22 protein-coding genes are annotated in these 20356 nt (G+C 46.4%); 15 read left to right on the forward strand and 7 right to left on the reverse strand.

Annotated features, from left to right (window positions below; all coding sequences use genetic code 11):
- Positions 1 to 8: 8 nt before the first annotated feature.
- Complete coding sequence (locus IDZ20_RS03570; protein WP_188150053.1) at positions 9 to 518, reverse strand: MarR family winged helix-turn-helix transcriptional regulator; 510 nt, start codon at positions 516 to 518, stop codon at positions 9 to 11.
- Positions 519 to 856: 338 nt separating this feature from the next.
- On the opposite strand from IDZ20_RS03570, the gene ectA reads away from it, so the two are divergent.
- From ectA to IDZ20_RS03600, 6 genes are all read left to right on the forward strand, one after another.
- Complete coding sequence (ectA, locus tag IDZ20_RS03575) at positions 857 to 1387, forward strand: diaminobutyrate acetyltransferase (protein WP_188150054.1); 531 nt, start codon at positions 857 to 859, stop codon at positions 1385 to 1387.
- 88 nt (positions 1388 to 1475) lie between these two features.
- Positions 1476 to 2783: a diaminobutyrate--2-oxoglutarate transaminase gene (gene ectB / locus IDZ20_RS03580; protein WP_188150055.1), complete on the forward strand. Its 1308-nt coding sequence runs from the start codon at positions 1476 to 1478 to the stop codon at positions 2781 to 2783.
- 2 nt (positions 2784 to 2785) lie between these two features.
- Positions 2786 to 3196 carry an ectoine synthase gene (locus IDZ20_RS03585; protein ID WP_188150056.1) on the forward strand — a complete coding sequence of 137 codons (411 nt, stop codon included), beginning with the start codon at positions 2786 to 2788 and terminating at the stop codon, positions 3194 to 3196.
- Positions 3197 to 3206: 10 nt separating this feature from the next.
- The gene (locus IDZ20_RS03590; RefSeq protein ID WP_188150057.1) at positions 3207 to 4676 is read left to right on the forward strand and encodes an aspartate kinase; all 1470 of its coding nucleotides are present in this window, start codon (positions 3207 to 3209) and stop codon (positions 4674 to 4676) included.
- Positions 4661 to 5590: a TPR end-of-group domain-containing protein gene (locus IDZ20_RS03595; RefSeq protein WP_188150058.1), complete on the forward strand. Its 930-nt coding sequence runs from the start codon at positions 4661 to 4663 to the stop codon at positions 5588 to 5590. The genes IDZ20_RS03590 and IDZ20_RS03595 overlap by 16 nt, the downstream gene beginning before the upstream one ends.
- An 18-nt stretch (positions 5591 to 5608) precedes the next feature.
- A complete protein-coding gene (locus tag IDZ20_RS03600; protein WP_188150059.1) occupies positions 5609 to 7072 on the forward strand; it encodes a sodium/proline symporter in 1464 nt (487 codons plus the stop codon).
- Here the strand turns inward: IDZ20_RS03600 and IDZ20_RS03605 are convergent.
- The 4 genes from IDZ20_RS03605 to hpf form a co-directional block, all read right to left on the reverse strand.
- A complete protein-coding gene (locus IDZ20_RS03605) occupies positions 7047 to 7658 on the reverse strand; it encodes a protein-methionine-sulfoxide reductase heme-binding subunit MsrQ (protein WP_245792082.1) in 612 nt (203 codons plus the stop codon). The genes IDZ20_RS03600 and IDZ20_RS03605 overlap by 26 nt on opposite strands.
- Before the next feature lie 27 nt (positions 7659 to 7685).
- Positions 7686 to 8645 carry a protein-methionine-sulfoxide reductase catalytic subunit MsrP gene (gene msrP, locus IDZ20_RS03610; RefSeq protein ID WP_188150060.1) on the reverse strand — a complete coding sequence of 320 codons (960 nt, stop codon included), beginning with the start codon at positions 8643 to 8645 and terminating at the stop codon, positions 7686 to 7688.
- 202 nt (positions 8646 to 8847) lie between these two features.
- Positions 8848 to 9111, reverse strand: a complete 264-nt coding sequence (locus IDZ20_RS03615; protein WP_188150061.1) for a DUF4404 family protein — start codon at positions 9109 to 9111, stop codon at positions 8848 to 8850.
- Positions 9112 to 9199: 88 nt separating this feature from the next.
- A complete protein-coding gene (gene hpf / locus IDZ20_RS03620) occupies positions 9200 to 9538 on the reverse strand; it encodes a ribosome hibernation-promoting factor, HPF/YfiA family (RefSeq protein WP_188150062.1) in 339 nt (112 codons plus the stop codon).
- A 451-nt stretch (positions 9539 to 9989) separates the two neighbouring features.
- Between hpf and IDZ20_RS03625 the strand changes: the two genes are divergently transcribed.
- The 8 genes from IDZ20_RS03625 to IDZ20_RS03660 all read left to right on the forward strand — a co-directional run bounded on the left by IDZ20_RS03625 (position 9990) and on the right by IDZ20_RS03660 (position 18013).
- Positions 9990 to 10472 carry a YajQ family cyclic di-GMP-binding protein gene (locus tag IDZ20_RS03625; RefSeq protein WP_188150063.1) on the forward strand — a complete coding sequence of 161 codons (483 nt, stop codon included), beginning with the start codon at positions 9990 to 9992 and terminating at the stop codon, positions 10470 to 10472.
- Between the two features lie 12 nt (positions 10473 to 10484).
- A complete protein-coding gene (locus IDZ20_RS03630; RefSeq protein WP_188150064.1) occupies positions 10485 to 10712 on the forward strand; it encodes a DUF3820 family protein in 228 nt (75 codons plus the stop codon).
- A 157-nt stretch (positions 10713 to 10869) separates the two neighbouring features.
- The gene (locus IDZ20_RS03635) at positions 10870 to 11649 is read left to right on the forward strand and encodes a class I SAM-dependent methyltransferase (RefSeq protein ID WP_245792083.1); all 780 of its coding nucleotides are present in this window, start codon (positions 10870 to 10872) and stop codon (positions 11647 to 11649) included.
- 261 nt (positions 11650 to 11910) lie between these two features.
- Positions 11911 to 12153, forward strand: a complete 243-nt coding sequence (locus tag IDZ20_RS03640) for a DUF6316 family protein (protein ID WP_188150065.1) — start codon at positions 11911 to 11913, stop codon at positions 12151 to 12153.
- Between the two features lie 418 nt (positions 12154 to 12571).
- Entirely contained in the window at positions 12572 to 15016 is a 2445-nt protein-coding gene (locus tag IDZ20_RS03645; RefSeq protein WP_188150066.1) for an efflux RND transporter permease subunit, read from the forward strand.
- Positions 15017 to 15030: 14 nt separating this feature from the next.
- A complete protein-coding gene (locus IDZ20_RS03650) occupies positions 15031 to 15870 on the forward strand; it encodes an outer membrane lipoprotein-sorting protein (protein ID WP_188150067.1) in 840 nt (279 codons plus the stop codon).
- Position 15871: 1 nt separating this feature from the next.
- Entirely contained in the window at positions 15872 to 17206 is a 1335-nt protein-coding gene (locus IDZ20_RS03655; protein WP_188150068.1) for a DUF1302 family protein, read from the forward strand.
- Positions 17207 to 17326: 120 nt separating this feature from the next.
- Positions 17327 to 18013, forward strand: coding sequence for a TetR/AcrR family transcriptional regulator (locus tag IDZ20_RS03660; RefSeq protein WP_188150069.1), 687 nt, complete (start codon positions 17327 to 17329; stop codon positions 18011 to 18013).
- A 120-nt stretch (positions 18014 to 18133) separates the two neighbouring features.
- On the opposite strand, the gene IDZ20_RS03665 is transcribed toward IDZ20_RS03660, so the two are convergent.
- Positions 18134 to 18886 (reverse strand): DUF481 domain-containing protein, encoded by a 753-nt coding sequence (locus IDZ20_RS03665; RefSeq protein ID WP_188150070.1) that lies wholly within the window; start codon positions 18884 to 18886, stop codon positions 18134 to 18136.
- Between the two features lie 238 nt (positions 18887 to 19124).
- On the opposite strand from IDZ20_RS03665, the gene tsaA reads away from it, so the two are divergent.
- Entirely contained in the window at positions 19125 to 19832 is a 708-nt protein-coding gene (gene tsaA, locus IDZ20_RS03670; protein ID WP_188150071.1) for a tRNA (N6-threonylcarbamoyladenosine(37)-N6)-methyltransferase TrmO, read from the forward strand.
- Between the two features lie 16 nt (positions 19833 to 19848).
- Here the strand turns inward: tsaA and IDZ20_RS03675 are convergent, their stop codons facing one another.
- Entirely contained in the window at positions 19849 to 20301 is a 453-nt protein-coding gene (locus IDZ20_RS03675) for a YaiI/YqxD family protein (protein ID WP_188150072.1), read from the reverse strand.
- Positions 20302 to 20356 lie beyond the last annotated feature (55 nt).

Here is a 20356-nt window from a genome sequence, read left to right on the forward strand (position 1 = left end):
ACAACTTGCTATTGTTCTACCGGTGGTGCAGCTGGCTCAGCGGTGTGGTGGCGATCTAAGGTTCCAATATCAAGTACAGGTGAGGCGTCTATATCTTGGGCGTCCATCATTTCTGCAACGCGCTGAAGGGATGAAATGATCATCGTCTGCTCCCACTCTTCTAGCTTGGCAAACTCGCGAGTGAAGCGATCTTGCAGAGGGGTTGGTGCGGTCTTTAAGGTTTCGTTACCGAGTTCGGTAAGGTTGGCAAAAACCTTGCGCTTATCTTCGGTCGAGCGGGTTCGGCTGAGGAGCCCTCTTTTCTCGAGTCGGTCCATTATTGTCGTAACCGTAGCTTGGCTTAGATTGATGTCGTTAGCGACCGTGCCAATTGTGGTTGCCCCCTTGTTGTGCAGGCACTGCAAGGTAAGAATTTGTGGAGCTGTGAGTCCCGAGGTTTTAGATAGGTACTTCGAGTGAAGGTCGGTAGCGCGTATTACGCGTCGTAAAGAGATAAGCACACTATCTATTGGGTCCACGGTAATTCCTACTGCATAAGGGGTTTGGTGATGGCTGTATGCGTTTCGACCGATTCTAGGCCGTTTCACTATTTCTGCAAGAAAAAACACCACCTTTATATTTATTTTATTTAGTGTACAATATATTTCCTGTCGCTTATATAGCTTTATTTCGGCTATTTGTAGCCTTTATAGGCGATTATCACTTAATAGTCATTATATTTATATATAGATATATAAATATTACTGATCTAACGAAGCGGGTTTTTAGAACCTTCAGCAGGAAAATACAGAGAATGTGTGCAGCAAACATTGGTCGACCTGTCCGCTCACAGGAATGCTTAAAGGATGGCTCCGTAATGGAGATGAGAAACCCGGCGGCTGACGACGGACCGAAACTCACCGAATTGGTGCGCTTGTGCCCACCTCTTGACGCTAACTCGCGTTACTGCAACTTATTGCAGTGCTCCCACTTTTCCGCGACATCTATAGTTGCTCTCGTAGGCGAAAGGTTGGTAGGGGCAATTACTGGGTACATTATTCCTCAGTCGGCGATAGGCTCTCAGGCAGTAACCGCAGCTCCGGCAAAGGCTGAAGAGGAAACTCTGTTCGTCTGGCAAGTGGCTGTTGCGGCCGAGGCTCGCGGCGAGGGGCTGGCATCGCGAATGTTACAGCGACTCATCCAGATGCCGGCATGTAAAAATGTAGCCTATATAGAAACAACGATTACAGAAGATAACCAAGCCTCATGGGCATTGTTTCGCAGGTTTTCTGAGCAGCATTCAATTACGCTGACTAGCGCCCCTTTGTTTGACAGCGAAATACATTTTGAAGGCGAACACGCAACTGAACATTGCGTCCGTCTTGGCCCCCTTTCTAGCGTTAACTGATTACTGTTGCGCTACATATCTATCGGCAGCGCTAGCTGGCGATTCATCACAAACTCATTTTATGCTTTAAACCTCGATAGGAGGAATTATGAAAATTTTTGACGAAATTGAATCTGAAGTTCAATCATATGCACGGGCTTTTCCTCGCGTGTTCCATCGCGCGAAAAATGAATATCTGTACGATCAAGAAGGAAACGAATATTTAGACTTTTTAGCTGGGGCGGGCACCCTCAACTACGGACATAATAATGACATCTTCAAAAAGGCGTTGATCTCCTACGTCGAGGACGATGGCATCACCCATGGTTTAGATTTGCATACCAAAGCAAAAGGTGAGTTTTTAGAAAGTTTTAATGAAAAAATTCTTAAGCCGCGCAACCTAGAATATATGATGCAGTTTACTGGGCCGACCGGTAGTAATGCCGTTGAAGCTGCGTTAAAGCTCGCACGCAACGTTACCGGTAAGGAGAATGTGGTTACATTTACCAATGGTTTTCACGGTGTTAGTTTGGGCTCTCTCGCGGTAACAGGTAACAGTCATCACCGAGGTGCTGCAGGCACTAGTTTAGGTGGCGCCTGCCGTATGCCTTACGACGGTTATCTTGGTGAGAATAGTGATACCACCGAATATCTTGACAAGGTGTTGTCGGATTCCAGTAGCGGCTTTGATAACGTGGCTGCAGTAATTGTAGAGACAGTACAGGGTGAGGGCGGTATTAACGTTGCCTCATTGCAATGGCTGCGCGATCTCGACAAAGTTTGTAAGCGTCACGGCGTACTTTTGATCGTTGATGATATCCAAGCGGGTTGCGGTCGTACCGGAACTTACTTTAGTTTTGAAGAGGCTGGTATTTATCCAGATATTGTTACCCTTTCCAAATCACTCAGCGGCTACGGTTTACCTTTCGCTGTTGTTCTGATTCGTCCTGAGTTAGATCAGTGGAAGCCTGGAGAACACAACGGAACGTTCCGTGGTAATAACCTAGCATTTGTCACTGCCAAGGCTGCAGTTGATCATTACTGGTCCGACGATAGTTTTTCAAAGTCTATTAAGGCCAAGGGCGCCTATGTTGAGCAGCGCTTAAATAAAATAGCTGAAGAATATGGTAATGGTCAATTTACGACTCGAGGCCGAGGAATGTTTCGTGGGATTAACTGTGTGAATGGTGAAATAGCGGGGAAAATTACCCGAGCATCATTCAAACGAGGATTAGTCATCGAGACGAGTGGCGCGGACGATCAGGTGGTTAAATTTTTATGCCCGCTAACGATTAGCGATGAAAACTTAAAGCGCGGAATGGATATAGTCGAACAATCCATATCTGAGGTGTGCGCAAAAGAAAACACCATACCGGAAGAGAAAGAATTCTTTACTCCTTATAAAATGGTGATCTAACTATGATAGTAAGAAACTTAGCTGAAGCTGAAAATACCAGCCGTAAAATTGAATCTCCAGACGGTAACTGGAACAGCGTTCGAATGCTGCTTAAGTCCGACCAGATGGGGTTTTCATTTCACGTTACTACAATTTATAAAGGTGCAGATTTTCGAATGCACTACCAGAATCATCTCGAGTCTGTGTACTGCATGGCTGGTTCTGGTGAAATTGAAAATTTAGATGATGGTAAGGTGTACCCGATTGAAACCGGTACGCTGTACGTTTTAGATAAACATGACCGTCATATATTGCGAGCCCATGAAGAGATGAAAATGGCCTGTGTCTTCAACCCGCCGTTAACCGGTAATGAGGTTCACAATTCTGAGGGCGCTTATGAATTAAGTGGTGCCGACGAAATTACAGAGGTTTAATGATAATTCTATGAAACCGACTTTATCTAGCCGGAACGATAGTCAGCCAACAGTGGAAAAAATTGGTGGAACATCAATGACCAATTTTGAGGCTGTTTATACGAATATAATTTCAACTCCATCATTGCAAGGTCACACCGGCGGACGAATATTTGTGGTGTCAGCCTACGGTGGTATTACCGATAAACTTCTTGAGCATAAAAAGACTGGTCAGCCAGGCGTGTTTGCTTTTTTTGCTGGCAGCACGAGTGAAAATAGTTGGCGTGATGCGTTAGTGAGTTTGAAAACAGATATGTTGGCGATTAACGCTGAATTATTTTCCTGCGCAGAAAGCTTAGGGCGTGCGAATACTTTCATTTGTACGCGAATTGTTGAAGCGGAAAATTGTTTGTCGAATCTACAGCTAATTTGTCAGCATGGACATTTTGATTTGCAGAATCATCTCGCAACTGTACGTGAAATGTTAGCGAGCATAGGTGAGGCTCACAGTGCTTGGAATATGGCTGAATTGTTGCGGTTGCGAGACGTAAATGCGCGGTTTGTAGATCTGACCGGCTGGGATGATGAAAAGCACCTCGATCTCGATGAGCGTATTCGTTATTGTTTTGCTGATGTCGATATCGCCAACGAAGTTCCAATTGTGACCGGTTACGCGCATAGCATACATGGCTTAATGAACACCTTTGACCGCGGCTACAGTGAAATGACGTTTAGTCGCATCGCTGTGCAGCTAGAGGTGAAAGAGGCCATTATTCACAAGGAATTTCACCTCAGTAGTGCCGATCCTAAAATTGTTGGTGCCGCTAATGCTGTGCCGATTGGGCGCACTAACTATGATGTGGCCGATCAGCTTGCAAACTTAGGTATGGAAGCTATTCATCCTCGTGCCGCCAAAGGCTTGCGCCAAAAGAGTATTCCGTTACGCGTTAAAAATACGTTTGACCCAGAGCACGGTGGGACCTTAATTACGGGCGAATATATTAGTTCGCACCCGCGGGTTGAGATTATCGGCGGCTGTAATGGTGTCTATGCCGTTGAGGTTTTTGACCAAGATATGGTTGGAAATTTGAGCGAGTATGAGTGCACGATTATCGGGGTGATTAAGCGTTATCGCGCTCAGACAGTCGCGAAAGATATCAATGCAAACACAATTACGCACTATCTGAAAACAAACTTGAAAACCGTGAAACGTATTAATCGAATACTTCGCGAGGAATTTCCAGATGCTGAAATCAATATGAAAAAGGTCTCGGTTGTTTCTGCTATGGGTAGCGATATGCAGGTCCCGGGTATTTTAGCTGACGCTGTTACCGCCTTGGCAAAAAAAGGAATTAGCGTATTGGCGATGCATCAGTCGATGCGCCAAGTTGATATGCAATTTATCATTGAAGAGGGCGACTATGACGAGGCCATTTTGGCTCTGCACCAAAAGCTAATTGAAGTGCACGATCATGGGAGTGCCATATGTCTAGCCGTCTAAAGGTTTATGGGTGCAGTATTTGTTTAGCTATCGTGGTTGGGTTTTTTAATTCAAGTGCATACGGCGCAAAGTCGATAGAACAAGATGCCGCCAAGCGTCAGGATATTAAAGCGGCAGAAGTCGTAGAAAATCTCGATAAGCCGCTGTACAGCCCATTCGTAGAGCGCTATGTGCTCGACGAACTCCGTAATGTGCGTGCAGACCTCGCCGCGCAACGCGTAGAGCTTGTGCAAATGGTTGTTGACAGAGAATTAAATTCTGTCGATCGCGGTGTTACCTATGCAACTAACACCGTAACCTATTTTTTCTATCTGATTGCCGGTGTAAGTACCATTATGGTTTTGGTGGGCTGGACCTCGATTCGTGAAATTAAAGATCGAGTCGAGACACTGGCCGATGAAAAGGTTTCAAAGTTAGTCGCCGAGTACGAACATCGGTTGCGCTCGATCGAAACCCAGTTGAACCAAAAGTCTCTGAGTATTGAAGAGAACCGTGAGGAGATCGCGCTGACACAAGAACTGCAGTCGTTGTGGTTGCGTGCTGGGCAAGAGAACTTGCCTGCTAACAAGATTCCTATATACGACCAGATTTTGAAATTGCGAGGCGATGACTGTGAGGCTTTAAGCTATAAGGCAGATGCGTGCCTTGAGGTGGGCGAACCGCAGTGGGCGGCCAACCTCTGTCATCAGGCATTAGCTATAGATGCAGACAATACTCATGCGTTCTATCAGCTTGCTTGTGCTTACACCGTTTTGGAAAAGTATGAGGAAGCTGGGCATTATCTAAAGCGCGCCTTACAGGGTACTGAAGACTATAAAGAAGCAGCTCTGAATGACCCCGCGTTGGCATCGTTGCGCGAGCGCCCCGGTTTTAACGAGCTGTTCGCCGACAATTTTCTAGCCGAAAAAAAATAGCCTGATGGATTTTAATTTATGTTAATCAGCTTCGTTGTCTTCCTCAGTATATTTGCCGCTATCGGTTTAAGCTCCTTTTTCAAGAGCACACACCAAGCTGATGATTATTACCTTGCTAGTCGTTCTGTTAACCCTATGTTGGTTGGTCTTTCCGCTGTTGCCACGAATAATAGTGGTTACATGTTTATTGGTGTTATTGGCTATACCTACGCTACGGGCTTTTCTGCGATCTGGTTGATGATTGGTTGGATTTTGGGTGATTACCTCGCGTCAACATTCGTTCATCATCGCTTACGTAAACAAACTGCCAGTTTGGATCAGGTGAGTTTTATTGGGGTGATTAGCAGCTGGCAGAAAGAGCCAGACGTTAATACTGATGACGGTAATAGCGGTGGCCAAACCTCAAAAACGCAATCTCTGATGGGGCTGATTTCACTTGTGTTTTTACTCGCATACGCTAGTGCTCAGTTGGTCGCGGGCAGTAAGGCGCTGCAGGTTTTGTTTGACTGGCCGGCCTACGCGGGGGTTTTGATCGGCACTGTTTTGGTTGTTTCTTATTGTCTTGCCGGCGGTATCCGCGCATCTATTTGGACCGACGCGGCGCAGTCCTGCGTGATGATTGTAGCGATGGCCTTGTTGTTGATTACCGCTGTAGTTGAGCTTGGTGGTATTACATCTGCCGTTGACGCGATGAGTGAAGTGGACGGCTACCTCGATATTTTTCCAAGCGATTTAGTCTTGCCTGGAATTGCCGGTGGCCTATTGTTTATTATGGGCTGGGCGTGTGCAGGTTTTTCTGTGATTGGTCAGCCGCATATTATGGTCCGCTTTATGACCCTGAAAAATCTTGGCGATATGCGTAGTGCGCGGATCTGGTACTACCTTTGGTTTACAAGCTTCTACGGGCTGGCAACGGCGGTGGGAATGCTTTCTCGAGTTTATCTTCCTGATGTCGCTGGGTTTGATGCTGAGCTAGCCTTGCCGACGATGGCATTACAACTACTGCCGCCGGTACTGGTTGGTCTGGTGCTCGCGGGGATCTTTGCCGCAACATTATCGACCGCCGATTCGTTGGTATTAAGTTGTTCTTCTGCACTCACTCATGACATTTTTCCTGGGGATATTAAAAGCCCAGCCAAAATTAAATTTGCCACTTTTTTAATCGCTATCCTGGCCGCAACTTGGGCGCTGTTAAATCAGCAGAGTGTGTTTAGCTTGGTATTAATGGCCTGGTCTGGGCTGGCTAGTGCGTTTGCACCGCTGCTGCTATCGCGCTGTTTTGGTTGGCGTCAGAGTAATTTTGTCGCCTTAGTCGCGATTGTCGCGGGATTGTCGGTCGCTATTGGCTGGCGCTTGCTGGGATTGCAAAGTACTTTGTATGAGGGTGCTCCAGGTATGGTAGCGGGTCTTGTGATTTTGTTTGTTGGCCATCGTCGCCATGATGATTCACTAGATGCTAAGCCTGTGATCGTCGAATCTTAAATTCTAACTTAGGGCTTCCGATTAAACGGTAGCCTAATAGTAAGAACAGCACGGCAGCGTATATAAAGGTTTCGGCGTAATCGGCGCGAATTAACCAGACGTAATGTATTAACCCGAGTAGCGCTGTGAGATAGGCGAGCTTATGCAGCCGGATCCAATTTTTGCCCATGCGTTTGCGGAAATAATTTGCGGATGTGATGGCGAGCGGGATTAAAAGTAACCAAGCGCTAAAGCCGATGGTGATATAGGGGCGCTTGCGAATATCGTCCCAAACATAGGTAAATGAAAGAGACTGGTCGAATACCCAATAAATGGTTAGATGTAAGCACGCGTAAAAAAACGCGTATAGCCCCACCATACGCCGTAACTTCATTGGAGATTTCCAGCCGAGAATATTTTTAAGTGGTGAAATAGCTAGCCCTGTCAGCAGGAAGATTAGTGTCCACTTGCCGGTTTGATGGGTAAGGAATTCAACGGGATTTGCACCGAGATCTTGCTGAATAAACTTGAGAATTAGCCAAAGGCCGGGCGTTAACATCGCGACAAAGGCGAATAGCCGTACAGCACTAAATTTAGACAACCTCATGTAACCCTGCCGCTATCAAGTTTGGTTCTAATAATATTTAGACAGGTCCATTCCCGTGTAAAGTGAAGCGACTTCTGCTTCATAGCCGTTAAACAATTTTGTAGGTACTTTAAACAGTTCACCAATGCGACGCTCTCTCTGTTGGCTCCAGCGCGGGTGGCTAACATTTGGGTTTACGTTGGAGTAAAACCCATACTCTCGCGGTGCAATCATATTCCAGCTGGTTTCTGGCTCGGTTTCGGAAAAACGAATTTTTACGATGGATTTAATACTTTTGAATCCATACTTCCAAGGTACCACCAAGCGCATAGGTGCACCATTCTGGTTCGGCAGTGGCTTGCCGTAGAGGCCCACTGCAATAAAGCTTAGCGGGTGCATGGCTTCGTCTATTCGCAAACCTTCTCGGTAAGGCCACTCAATAGTGCGGCGTTTTTGACCAGGCAGTAACGCGGCCTTGTCGTAGAGTGTTTCAAAAGCAACGTATTTGGCTTTGCTAGTAGGTTCAAATCTTTTTAATAGATCTGCGAGAGGGAAACCGGTCCATGGGATTACCATCGACCAAGCTTCGACACAGCGAAGCCGATAAATTCGCTCTTCAAAACTATGGGGTTTTAAAATGTCTTCGAGGGTAAATGTCCCAGGTTTCGCGCACTCGCCTTCAACGCTAACCGTCCAAGCTGAGGTGTTTAATGCTTTGGCATTTTCATGTGGATCGCTTTTTGCCGTTCCAAGTTCATAGAAGTTGTTGTACTGGGTAATATCTTGATAGCTGGTGAGCTTTTCATCCATCTCCTGAGTACGTTTGGCAGCTCCTAAACGTCCGGCTAGGCTATCTAAACTCGAGTTTGCCCATAAAGGTAGCGATGCAAACGCTACTGCTGAGCCCAGCGCTCCAGAGCGTAGAAATCGTCGGCGGGCGTTGAATAATGCTTCATCGGTAACATCATTTTCCGTCAGCCCATAATTGCGATCGAATTTAGATGCCATCTGTCGTCTCCTAAATAGGTTATGTTCTGAGAGCTCTAGCGTGAGCTATTCGATCGATCACCGTAGGAAATCCGTTTACGCAGGGCAAACTGTTGGCGCTCTGCAATTGGGTTCGCAATTGAATAGGTATAGAGACTTATACGGCAGAAACACCTAAAAGTTCCCTGACGAGAGGAATGACTCAACTTTTAGTTGGTCGCGGTTAGATGCCAATCTTGCCGAGGATATCGATAATTTCACGTAGGGTTTGTGCGGCAATAGGGTGTTCAACAGCAAAGCGAGACTCGAGCTGGGCAACAATGTCTCCCAAGTCATCTCCGCTTGATTCATTAGCGAGAACGGAATCGATTTCAGCATCGAGGCCGCGTAGCATCGCAATTGTCTCTGGGTCGGAGAGATCAGAGTGTTTTAGTGCTTTATTGAGTTCAGCTAGTAGCGGTTTTAGGGAGTCTGCTGGAGGGGTCATAGTCTTGCCTTGAGTGTGCAGAATTTAAATGAGTTGTTTGGAACCGACGCCCCTGAGAGCGCCGATCCTGTACCTCTGCGTGACCTATTTACTCTTCCAAATCTACGGCGGCGGGGTCGCCGATCGTTGGCTTGCTATGTAGGTTGGATTTAACCGAACCTTTACGATGAGCCAATGCAGCTTCAAGTTTTTTTGCGCTGCCAGAGATCGCGGCGTATAGATCTTCATTTGAAGCATGAACCGAGACTGCGGCGCCAAGGTATTGTGTTTGTGCTTCAACTTTTTGTTCGTGTCGCTCTACAGTAAGGATGACGGAAAGGCTGTCTATGTGCGGGTAGTGGTTTTTGACTTTGGAGAACTTATGGGTAACAGATTCGCGAATGCTATCGGTTATGTCTAGATGGTGACCGGATATATTAATTTGCATATAGGATTTCCTGTTTAGATTTACCGCATGTTACGAGTACAAGGCAGAAACTTGGGCAGCGTTGATTTTATTGGGTAGTAATGACGCCAACTAACATTAGGTGACTTTCTCCAAAGGTGATCCGCGCACACGTAAATGATTACTTTCCCTCCCAATTTCTGTTGTCTCAATACCTAAATTAGGGGCTATCGCATTGATTTGCAAGTGCTGAGACTGTCTTATTTGCGCTGCCGCAATATAGTCGGGGTTATCCCCATTTGTTTAAGCGGAATAAGCTGCTCATTTTTAGATCAGAATATTTAAGGCTTTCGCCACAAGATAGGCCTAACGGCTACCCCAAGGCTACCGCTTTTGGTACGCTTGCTGGCTAAGTCAATTTGGCCACATTGGTAAAGTCGGATCGAGTGTTTTCGAGCGATTATCTGGGTCGAAAATTATAGGAGGAATAGCTATGCCATCGTTTGATATTGTTTCCGAGGTCGATCAGCAAGAGGTTCGAAACGCGGTCGAAAATGCACAGCGAGAATTGGAAACTCGGTTTGACTTTCGCGGTGTTGAGGCAAGTTTCAAATGGACGACAACGGAAACCACAGTGGCTGCGGAAGGCGATTTTCAGTTGCAGCAAATGGTGGATATCTTGCGCAACAAGCTTATCAAGAGAAATGTCGACCCTGAGACCATGAAACAAAGTGACCCGGTACATTCGGGTAAGACTTTCAGCTTAAAGATTACCTTTTTAGAGGGTATTGAGGCGCCAATGGCGAAAAAGGTTGTGAAACTAATTAAGGACAGCAAGCTCAAAGTTCAGGTCGCGATTCAGGGCGAGCAGGTACGGGTTACGGGTAAAAAGCGCGATGAGCTGCAAGATGTGATGGCTTTGGTGCGTAGCTCGGATTTGGGGCAACCCTTCCAGTTCAATAACTTTCGCGATTAGGTTGGCGCGATAATGTTAGAAAAAAAGCACCTTATCCAGCTAGCTAACGTGACTATGCCGTTTGGTAAGTACGCGGGCCGAGTGATTATTGACCTGCCAGAAGACTACCTACTTTGGTTTGCCACCAAGGGGTTCCCAGATAATCAGCTAGGCCAGTTGCTGGCCTTGGCTTTAGAGATAAAAACGAATGGGCAGGAATCTATTTTGGATCCGTTGCGTAATTATCCTGTGGTTCACTAATGACGGCTTAACGCCATTTATGCATCGTCGCTAAGCCTGCGAATTATTGACTGCTTCAACCTTACGTTCAATGAATAGTCGTTACACTCAGCGCTTCATCCCCTGCCATGCAGATTACGACTGTCTGGCGCCGCAAAAATAAAAGATCGGAGGCTCCATGAATATTTTGACTTTACACATAGCCAAGCTTTTTAAAACATCGCTATTGGTAGGTATGCTCGCGACTGCGACCGCGGCTTTAGCCGATGATTTCAGTGCGGTTAAAACCAAGGTGGAAGCTGCTATCTCCGCCGACTCGCGGCCAGCTAAGGACGCTCTGAGGGACGGCAATCGGAAACCGGTAGAAACGCTTGAGTTTTTTGGTTTGCGCGACAATATGAAAGTTATTGAGTTGGTGCCTGGCGGTGGATGGTACACACGCCTATTGGCCCCTACACTGGCCGACAAAGGCAAGCTTTACGTCGCCTATGGCACCGCTTGGATGGGCGACTTGCTCGAGCAGCCCGGTTTCGAAAAAGTTGAGGTATTAGCACCAAACCACAAACTCTACCGCCAAGATGGGAAACATTTATTTAGCCTCGAAAAGGCGGAATTAGGTGTTAACAAAGTCGATATGGTGCTGACCTTTAGAAACTACCATAACCTAGATGACGCGGCTCGGAAGACCGTAAACGATGCGGTCTTTAAATCGCTTAAATCCGGTGGTGTTTACGGTGTCGTAGATCACACCCGCCGCCATATGGAGGGCGATAGCGGTGAGAATGGTCGGCGCTTTGATCCCGTGCTGGCCATTAAAGAAATACAGGCGGCGGGCTTTGTATTGCAGGATTATTCCAGCTTACATTACCGGGCTGACGATGAGCTGCGCTACGAAGTCGGCCGCAAGTCGGTAACGGGCAACACCGATCGCTGGACCTTAAAATTTGTTAAGCCGTAAGCCCACGCCATAACGACTCATCTTCAACACTAACAGCTCGCGTACTATCAGAAAGGCCTTTGCGGTAACTCGCAAAGTCGATCTGATACTACGCGCCTCAATCGTTCGAACCATTTTCCCTACCCTAAAACGGCGTACTAGCTAAGCAAGAAGTACGGTTTTTGTGTGATGTGCGTCAAAGATATTTACTTTGATGTTTTTGGCGCTAGAATCTGTGACCAGCATCACTATTTATGGCGTGGTTTTAGGGATTTATCGATTATGGAATTTAGAAATGGCGAAGATGAGCGAGTGTGGTACCGGTTTGATCGTTTCTATCGCACCAGTGATGGCTGGTTTTTTACTACTCGAGAGGGTTCAGAAGTTGGCCCCTTTGCCAATCGGCGCGCAGCCGAAAATGGCGCCCGTATTTTTCTAGATAGCATCCGTAAGCGACAGGTTGTTGGTACCTATGCTTCGCAATTGGCTATGTCTGGCCTTTGGGCGACCACTCATTATCAATAACGATGTTGTTAACCCCGCAGTAGCCGACGTAATACATAATACTTGGGGAATCTGCTGTGGGTTGCTTTTCTGCAAGTCCTTTTCGCAGCGGTCCGTCCCGCTGTCTGCTCTGCCTAGTCCTCACTCGTCGTGTCGCCGTTTAATTTACTAAATGATTCCCGTCCTAGTAGCATGTATTCTGGCGGTCGGCGTTGCTCGCGTATTTTGTTGGTTCTAATCTTGGTTAGCCGTGCTTGGATCGAAAGCTGTCCCTGAGATAATCCAGCGTTTAAATTTGTGTAATTTCTCACATATTGTGGCTTAGTTCGACAGCTGATTCCTTTGACTCTTGCTATATAAACGATGTTTATATAGGGTTGTATTCGTGATATGTACATTGTAAATATAATGTACAGCAAACCTTATCCTGAGAAAATACATGGAACGAATCAGTCGAGCTTGGGCGGAGTGGGTGTTAAGGCACCGTATCGCTATTTTGATTGTCGCCGCCGTTATCGTCTGCAGTGCGCCGCTTAGTTATCATCAGCTTTATCACGACAACTCTAACGAAAGTTACTTTCTCGAGCAGGACCCAAACCTGGAGGCCTTTGATCGTTTGGTCGATTTATTTGGCGATCCAGAGTACCTTTTAGTTGGTATTGAGGCTCGCGCGAACGATCACGATATCTTCACCGCCGATACCATTCAGATGATTGATGAGATCACGCGTTTTCTCGAGGATCATCGGTATATAACCAAGGTTCGTTCGATAAGTAAGTATCAATACACTCACGACGACGGCGGAATGCTCGCTACTGATAACCTGTTTGAGGATATTGATTCACTGGATCAGTCCTCCGCGGAGCTGCTGACGGCTCGCGACATTATTGCACGAGAGCAGATCGCTCTAGAAAACATCGTTACCAGAGACTTTAAGCATACCCAGATAATTGCACGCACTATTTATCGGCCTGGCGAAAATCAGCATAAGGTTGAGCTTGTACAGGAGTTGCGAGGCTTTGTTGAGAGTCGTGGTTACGAGGAGCGAGGGCATCGCTTACACTTTTCCGGAGTGCCGGTTATTGGTGAGCGTATTGAAACTCTAACCGAACAAGACAAAGCGTGGCTAAACCCGCTAACGGGGTGTGTTATGTTCGTTATCATTTACCTCGTATTTCGGTCGATGTTTGCAGTGCTGGTACCGCTGTTAATAACTTTGGTGACCTTGGTGATAATTACTGGGATTCAGGGCGCACTAAAGTGGCCTTTTACGGCGGTAAATGCAGCGTTAATCCCTGCCATTATTATCTTGTGCATGGGAGCTAGCGTACATGTGCTGGTTGAGTTTTTTCAGTTTCGCTATGCGGGGAAGTCGCCGCTGGAAGCCGCTAGCGAAACCGTGACGGATCTTTTGTTTGCGATATTGTTTACTTGTGTGACTACTGCAGTAGGATTTCTTGCGCTATCGATAACTGAATTAAAGCCGGTGCGACAATTTGCGGTTCTTGCTGCGCTTGCACCGATGTTAATCTTTTTGCTTAGCGCTACAGTACTGCCGGTAATATTAAGTTTTGTACCTTGGTTGCCTCGTCGGAATCGCTCGAAAAATAAATATAGCTCAGGCGAAGACGCTCATGTTTCTCTCGATGATCCCGCTAGCCGCGATAAGCTTTCAACGCTGTTAACTGGTGGTATACCGAACTTTATCAAGCGCAATTGTAAAATGATTACACTCCTAGGTTGTGTTGTAGCCGTGGCAAGTTTTGTTGGTATTACGCAGATGCGTGTCGACTCTAACATAGCGAACTACTTCAAATCCTCTAGCGCGATGAGTAAAGATCTAAATTATTTTAATCGTACATTCAAGGGGATTAGTAATGTCGATCTTATCTTGAATTCTGGTGAAGAGGGTGGGATTAAAGACCCGAAATTCTTGCAGCAGGCGGATCAATTACAGCAGTGGTTAGCGAGCTTTCCCGAAACCGGCAAACCAACCTCTATACTCGATTTTTACAAACAGATTAATCAATCATTACACGAGGACGACCCTAGGTATTTTACGCTCCCAGATAGCCGCGCTATGGCAGCGCAGTTGTTACTACTGTACGAAAATTCTGGGCCAGATGAAGATTTAACCGACCTAAAAGATTTTAGCGATCAAAACTTGCGAATCCGAGTGCCGGTGGTAAATATGGATGAAACTCAGTTAAGTCGTCTCTTTAATAATATTAGAGATGAGGTTGCGCTCTCCTATTCAAACTTAGATGTTGTGATTACCGGTACTTTGGTTATGAATAACGCCCAAAATCACTATGTAAATAATGGTATGTTTAAGTCGTTTGGCGTCGCGATATTGACTATTGGTGTGAGCTTTATACTACTGTTTCGTTCGCTTACCTACGGTTTAATCGCCTTGATACCAAGTGTTGTTCCGGTACTTTTAACCGGCGCGATCGTCTCCTTGGCTGGAATACCCATGGACTTAGGCACAATGATTGTTGGCGCTATGACGATCGGCATTGCGGTTGATGATTCCATACATTTGATGAGCCGATATTTATTGATGCGGAAGCGTGGGCTAGGGGTTGATGCAGCAATAAAGTACGCGATGAATTCCTCTGGCAGAGCCGTGATATTAACTTCTATTATATTGGTTTGCGGGTTCTCTGTGATGTTGTTAGGGTCATTTATGTCCTATATCTACGTTGGGCTTTTTTCGGCGATGATTATGAGTTTGGCCTTATTGGGCGATTTAATTTTTATGCCGGCTCTGCTTTATCTTATTGATGGGAAATCTTCTCTAGCCAGCTTAGATGAACATACCTATGCCGATAAAAGCGCCGAATCAAATTTAAAGTCTCAGCATGTGACGCTAGAGAATTAGGGAGAAAAATAGTGATGTTAAAACGATATAAGTTTTGCAGTTTAGAACGTTTAGCTACGTTGTGCGTGATACTTGTAAATATTCTATGTTTGCCGACGTTATCAGCCGATGAAGGGCAAACGTTAAACGCTGCCGATATAATGTTAAAGGTTGATCAGCGTTATAGCGGCGATACTAGTCAAGCGACGAGCGTTTTAGTTTTAGTTGATAAGCGGCAGCGTCAACGAGTTCGCGATTTAGAAATGTATCGTGTGGAAACAAAAGAGGTTGAAAAAGCGCTAATTGTGTTTCGCAGTCCTGCGGATGTTGAGGGAACCTCCTATCTTTCTTATGAGTGGAGCGATCCAGCTATTGCCGACGATTCTTGGCTATATCTGCCAGCCTTACAGAAAGTAAAGCGTGTCGCGTCTTCGGAAGAGTCGGGTGCATTTATGGGCAGCGACTTTAGCTATGCCGATATTAATGGTACAGACTATGAGGACTACCGCTATAAAATAGAAGCTGTGAGCGAGCTTGTTGATGGGGTCGACTGTTGGGTTATTTCTTCTATCCCTGTGAGTGAGGATGTTATTGATAAAACCGGATATATCAGCTCAAAATCATGGGTAAGAAAAGATAACTTCGTGGTAGTTAAAGCGATCATCGATGTAAAGAAGGGTAAGCAAACAAAATATTTTAGTGCTACGGATATCGAAAAAATCGATGGTGTTTGGACGGCTAAGACTCTGCAAATGGTTACTGTTCGACGCGGTGAGAAGCAACACAGTAGCGTATTTAAGATAAATGAAATCGTTTATAACAAGCCGTTACCGGCCAATTTCTTCGATGCTCAGGCGATGCAGCGAGGGCTCTAAAGTGAAAGCCATTCTAGTATTCGCCAGCGTTGTTTTATTTTCGCCGGTGTCTGCACTTGCTGAGGAGGATTTTTTTGCAAGTGTCGAGGTGGACTTAGATAACACGGCTGAAGATTCTGGCAGCTTCTCCTATCGCGGCTATGTTCGTCAAAACCTTAAGCTTGGCATCGAGTCCCCGCGAGAGCAGTCCAATGTTCAGCGCTACGAGGCTGGGGTGAACGGTTTGCGTAGTGAGGGATTTTTGGAGTTTAGCGGTAAGCTAGCGCCGGATATTAGATGGCAGCTAAGTACCAAAACAGAGCTAGATTGGGTGCAGTGGCAGCTGGGCGAGCAACAGTGGGGGCTAACCGATTCTCGGCTTTTCCTGCGTGATGCGTATGTGGATTTTAGCTACGGTAATAATTGGCTTCGGGTTGGCCACCAAGTTTTGGCTTGGGGAGAGTCTGAGTCGCTGGCTATTACCGATGTGCTCAGCCCAAAAGATTTACGTGAGCCAGGTCAGGCCGAACTTGAAGATATTCGTGAAGCTCTTCCGGCAATTTCAATGTCGACAATTACCCCGTTTGGTAGTTTAACCTCTGTGGTAACGTTCGCGGCGAATGCAAATCGTAACGCCGAGCAGGGCGAAGAATTTTACTTGCTTAGTCCGTGGTGTTTGCCTCCTTGTTTAGAAAGCTATAAAAAACCGGATAAGGAGTGGGAGGTTGCTGCTAAGTGGGCTTATTCTATTGCTGGTAGCGACCTTATGTTAATGGCCGCCGAGGTAAATGATAACGAGCAGCAACTCGCGGGCTATGACGAGCGAGGGCCCATCTTCTATCAGCCAAGGTCACGCGTGATCGGTGGTAGTTTTGCCAAGGTGCTCGATCAATGGTTATTACGCAGCGAGTTTGCAAACAGCTGGAGCGATCGGTTACCTGTGGTGACAATCCCCGTGCAGGATCCGGCTCCGAGTGATCCCATTGCCGGGTTTGATAAGGTGCGTGAGTTGCGAGCTATGCTTGGTTTGGATTACGGTGGCTTCGAGAATTTGCAGTTAGCTTATGAGTTTTCTTTAGTGAAATTTCATCGCGACGGTCAGGTAGAGACAAACTATGGTCACTTTCTAAGTGCACGGCATAGCGCCATGAATGACCGGTTGAGCAATCAGTTGCGGCTGATTTATATGGGGACGGTCGAAATGAAAGTACTGCGTTGGAGTCTAGAGTATCAGATGTCCGATAATCTTCACTTGGGCGCTAGTGTTGCCCTTTATGAGGGCGACGAGGGATCCTATTTCGACGACTATTTTGCGACTAACGATGTGGCCAATCTATCGATAAAATATAGTTTTTAATCCTTGGCGGAGGCAACTGCAGGAGGCTTGGTACTGCGCTATTAATTCTGTATTATTTCAAGGGAATCAACTTGTCCCATTTAGGTTGATCCGCTGGTCTGATTACAAGGTGCGAACCATTTGACACTTAAAAACCCTGATAAGCAAAATACTAGTTATCACCACGGTAACTTAAAGCAAGCGCTGGTGGATGCTTACCTACAACTCCTCCACGAATTTCCCGTCGAAAAAATTTCCCTGCGGAAATTGGCGAGCCATGTCGGGGTGGCGGCTACAGCAGTTTACAATCACTTTCCCGACAAGATGGCGTTAGTCGTTGCGGTGAAATTGGAGTGCTTGGGCCATTTTACGCGGTATTTAGAGTCTCATGCGCCTGACACACTCGAGCCGGAAGTGCGTATCCGCGTTCTCGGTCAGAGCTATTACCGTTATTCTATTGAGCACGCGCAGTATTTTGAGCGAATTTTCCAAGAGCAGGTCCCAGATGAATATTTCACGCCAGAGCTTATAAATTGCGTTATGAGTGCGGAGAAGGCATTGCGTTCTGCTGTGCTGGCTCTACTACAAAAAAATAATCTACCGGTTAATCAGTATAACGAAGCGTTAGGCACCTATGCCTGTTGGTCTATGGCTCACGGAATTACAGCGCTTGCTAGTAAGCATATGAATCACACTGCCTGTGCGTCGGGGCGTTGGCCAGAAGAGTTTTTGTTGCACAATCAAACCTCGGTTAATAACTCTTTCGAAGCTATGACTGAAATATTAATACAGGGAATATTGGTTAGTGCGCGGAATCATACCGATTAGAGGCTGATCGGGTTGAAAGGTGTCTTCGAGATTGTGGTCAGTAGGTAATGTTGCGCCCCAGTGTCTAAGTTGGAAATTTACAATTCAGACGCTGGGGCGCATTAACGCTATAGGTCGAAATTACATGCTATAGACTAAAGTAACAGCTGTTTGTGTATCGGTACTTTCGATACCTACCGGTACTTCCGAGTTGTTGTTAATGGTGTAAGACGCTTTGATAGCAAAAGAGTCTGTTAAGGTTGCGGTAATTGCCGACTCAGCTTTGGTAGCCGTGTTCGAACCAGACTCGGTGGCAATATTACTGGCAACAGTTTGCGTGAACTTGGCGCTGGGGCTAAATTTATAGACGTATGAAGCGGCCAGCCGAATGATAAAGTTACTGTCAGTTTCACCGGTTAATGTTGATTTGTTAGTGGTGTAACCGGGACCGACGCTATAGTCTAGGTGAGACTTTTCTGTTTTAAATAGGCGGTCTGAATAACCAACGGCAAGCGTTGATTGGTAGTCGTAACCACTAAAGCGAGCATCTTCATAGGAGCCAAATATGAACAAGCCGCGATGTTCTTCATCCAATTTGTAATCGGCCTGAGCCGAAACGAAGTACTTTTGAGCCGTGGTTTGATCGGCGCTTGTAATTACCCCACCATCCACATTTTCGACTTCGTCTTCCTTGTAGAGGCCTTCGAGTACATACTGAGTGCGCCAGCTACTGAGATCTTGTTTGGCATCAATTTTACCTTTGAAGGCCGTAGACTTAGTGTTGCCGGAGGTCATTAGAGCGCCAACTTCAGCATCCAGTTGAAAGGCTTTTTCTTCTTCAGAAAATGCATTTAGCGCTAATAACGGTAGTACTAACGAGAGGGCTTTTTTCATGGGGAAATCCTTATAACTTCAATAGATTAGTAAAACACGAATACCCTTTGGCCTAACTAGCATATGCCGCGGGTTTCGTATAATCAGAGAATGGAAATAATGGTGGTAGGAATGTTGCGTCGGCAATTATACCACGCTGATTGGCGACACAAAAATGTAACAAGCCCACAAATTCGATAAATAATTTCATTTCTATAGCGTTTTATAGAGTGACTAGAGTGAAAAAATCAGGAATTAAATGGAATCGACTTACCACTTCCCCGTTATTGGAATCGTTCGCTCATGCTTTAAGGAGAAGTTTGGCATTCCTCGTCAGCCTGGCTTGGCAACTGCGTCAAAGGCAACCCTAGAAATTGTTGCGCCGTACAACAATCCCGATGCGTTTCAGGGCTTGGAGTTGGCTTCGCATATTTGGCTGCAGTTTGTTTTTCATCGGAATAATACAGAGCAATGGCGACCGAAGGTTCGCCCGCCACGTTTGGGGGGGAATAAAAGCATTGGCGTGTTTGCCACTCGGTCGCCGGTACGCCCTAGTCCGATTGGCTTGTCGGTGGTGAAACTCGAGCGCTTAGAGTTGGGGCCTTCGTTGGTGCGACTGCATTTGTCGGGAATTGATTTGCTCGATGGAACTCCAGTGTTGGATATTAAACCCTATGTTCCCTATGTTGATGCGCTGTCGGAAGCGACCAACCAGTTCGCAGAGCAGGAGCCAGCATTACTGCCGGTGATTTTTAGTGACGAGTTAAAGTTGGCGCTAGAGCAGCGAAGTGATCTGTTACGGCTCATTGAGCAGGTATTACAGCAAGACCCGCGCCCAAAATATCAAGCACTGGATGAGCAGCGACGTTACGGTACGCGTTTAGACGATGTAGAGGTTCGCTGGTATTACCAGTTAATAGAGGGGGAACTTTATGTGCGGGTCGATACGGTTGAGCCTGTGGCCTAGGCCCCAGAATGATCGGCTAGGGTTTACCTGCTTTGGCTAACCAAGAGTCTAGGGCGTTGGCAAACTTCTGTTTGTCGGCGGCAGAAAGCGGGGGCGGGCCGCCACTGTGAACACCGCTGCTGCGCATCGTTTCCATGAAGTCGCGAATATTAAGGCGTGCGCGAACATTGTCTTTGGTTAGTGCTTCGCCGCGATGGTTCAACACTTGCGCGCCTTTTGTTATAACTTCGTCGGCGAGCGGTATATCGTTGGTGATCACCATGTCGCCATCGACCATGCGTTTTACTATTTCATTGTCGGCAACATCAAAGCCTGCGCCTACTTGTAAAAAGCTTAACGCGGGCTGGTTAGGCAGACGTAAAAACTGATTCGCTACGAATACAGTTTGCACTTGAGTGCGAGCTGCCGCGCGATAGAGAATTTCTTTAATTGGAACTGGACACGCATCTGCGTCTACCCAAATAGTCATAGGCTTCAAGTCGATAAGGTTAAGGCTTTGAAGTATACCACCCTCTATTCGTCGA

It is taken from the genome of Teredinibacter waterburyi, from assembly GCF_001922985.1.
Classification (GTDB): domain Bacteria; phylum Pseudomonadota; class Gammaproteobacteria; order Pseudomonadales; family Cellvibrionaceae; genus Teredinibacter; species Teredinibacter waterburyi.

What these genes read in the sequence shown, in the direction of transcription:
- ectA (WP_188150054.1), top strand. Translation starts at nt 857, where the DNA reads ATGGAGATGAGAAACCCGGCGGCTGACGACGGACCGAAACTCACCGAA.
- ectB (WP_188150055.1), top strand. Translation starts at nt 1,476, where the DNA reads ATGAAAATTTTTGACGAAATTGAATCTGAAGTTCAATCATATGCACGG.
- IDZ20_RS03585 (WP_188150056.1), top strand. Translation starts at nt 2,786, where the DNA reads ATGATAGTAAGAAACTTAGCTGAAGCTGAAAATACCAGCCGTAAAATT.
- IDZ20_RS03590 (WP_188150057.1), top strand. Translation starts at nt 3,207, where the DNA reads ATGAAACCGACTTTATCTAGCCGGAACGATAGTCAGCCAACAGTGGAA.
- IDZ20_RS03595 (WP_188150058.1), top strand. Translation starts at nt 4,661, where the DNA reads ATGTCTAGCCGTCTAAAGGTTTATGGGTGCAGTATTTGTTTAGCTATC.
- IDZ20_RS03600 (WP_188150059.1), top strand. Translation starts at nt 5,609, where the DNA reads ATGTTAATCAGCTTCGTTGTCTTCCTCAGTATATTTGCCGCTATCGGT.
- IDZ20_RS03605 (WP_245792082.1), bottom strand. Translation starts at nt 7,658, where the DNA reads ATGAGGTTGTCTAAATTTAGTGCTGTACGGCTATTCGCCTTTGTCGCG.
- msrP (WP_188150060.1), bottom strand. Translation starts at nt 8,645, where the DNA reads ATGGCATCTAAATTCGATCGCAATTATGGGCTGACGGAAAATGATGTT.
- IDZ20_RS03615 (WP_188150061.1), bottom strand. Translation starts at nt 9,111, where the DNA reads ATGACCCCTCCAGCAGACTCCCTAAAACCGCTACTAGCTGAACTCAAT.
- hpf (WP_188150062.1), bottom strand. Translation starts at nt 9,538, where the DNA reads ATGCAAATTAATATATCCGGTCACCATCTAGACATAACCGATAGCATT.
- IDZ20_RS03625 (WP_188150063.1), top strand. Translation starts at nt 9,990, where the DNA reads ATGCCATCGTTTGATATTGTTTCCGAGGTCGATCAGCAAGAGGTTCGA.
- IDZ20_RS03630 (WP_188150064.1), top strand. Translation starts at nt 10,485, where the DNA reads ATGTTAGAAAAAAAGCACCTTATCCAGCTAGCTAACGTGACTATGCCG.
- IDZ20_RS03635 (WP_245792083.1), top strand. Translation starts at nt 10,870, where the DNA reads ATGAATATTTTGACTTTACACATAGCCAAGCTTTTTAAAACATCGCTA.
- IDZ20_RS03640 (WP_188150065.1), top strand. Translation starts at nt 11,911, where the DNA reads ATGGAATTTAGAAATGGCGAAGATGAGCGAGTGTGGTACCGGTTTGAT.
- IDZ20_RS03645 (WP_188150066.1), top strand. Translation starts at nt 12,572, where the DNA reads ATGGAACGAATCAGTCGAGCTTGGGCGGAGTGGGTGTTAAGGCACCGT.
- IDZ20_RS03650 (WP_188150067.1), top strand. Translation starts at nt 15,031, where the DNA reads ATGTTAAAACGATATAAGTTTTGCAGTTTAGAACGTTTAGCTACGTTG.
- IDZ20_RS03665 (WP_188150070.1), bottom strand. Translation starts at nt 18,886, where the DNA reads ATGAAAAAAGCCCTCTCGTTAGTACTACCGTTATTAGCGCTAAATGCA.
- tsaA (WP_188150071.1), top strand. Translation starts at nt 19,125, where the DNA reads ATGGAATCGACTTACCACTTCCCCGTTATTGGAATCGTTCGCTCATGC.
- IDZ20_RS03675 (WP_188150072.1), bottom strand. Translation starts at nt 20,301, where the DNA reads ATGACTATTTGGGTAGACGCAGATGCGTGTCCAGTTCCAATTAAAGAA.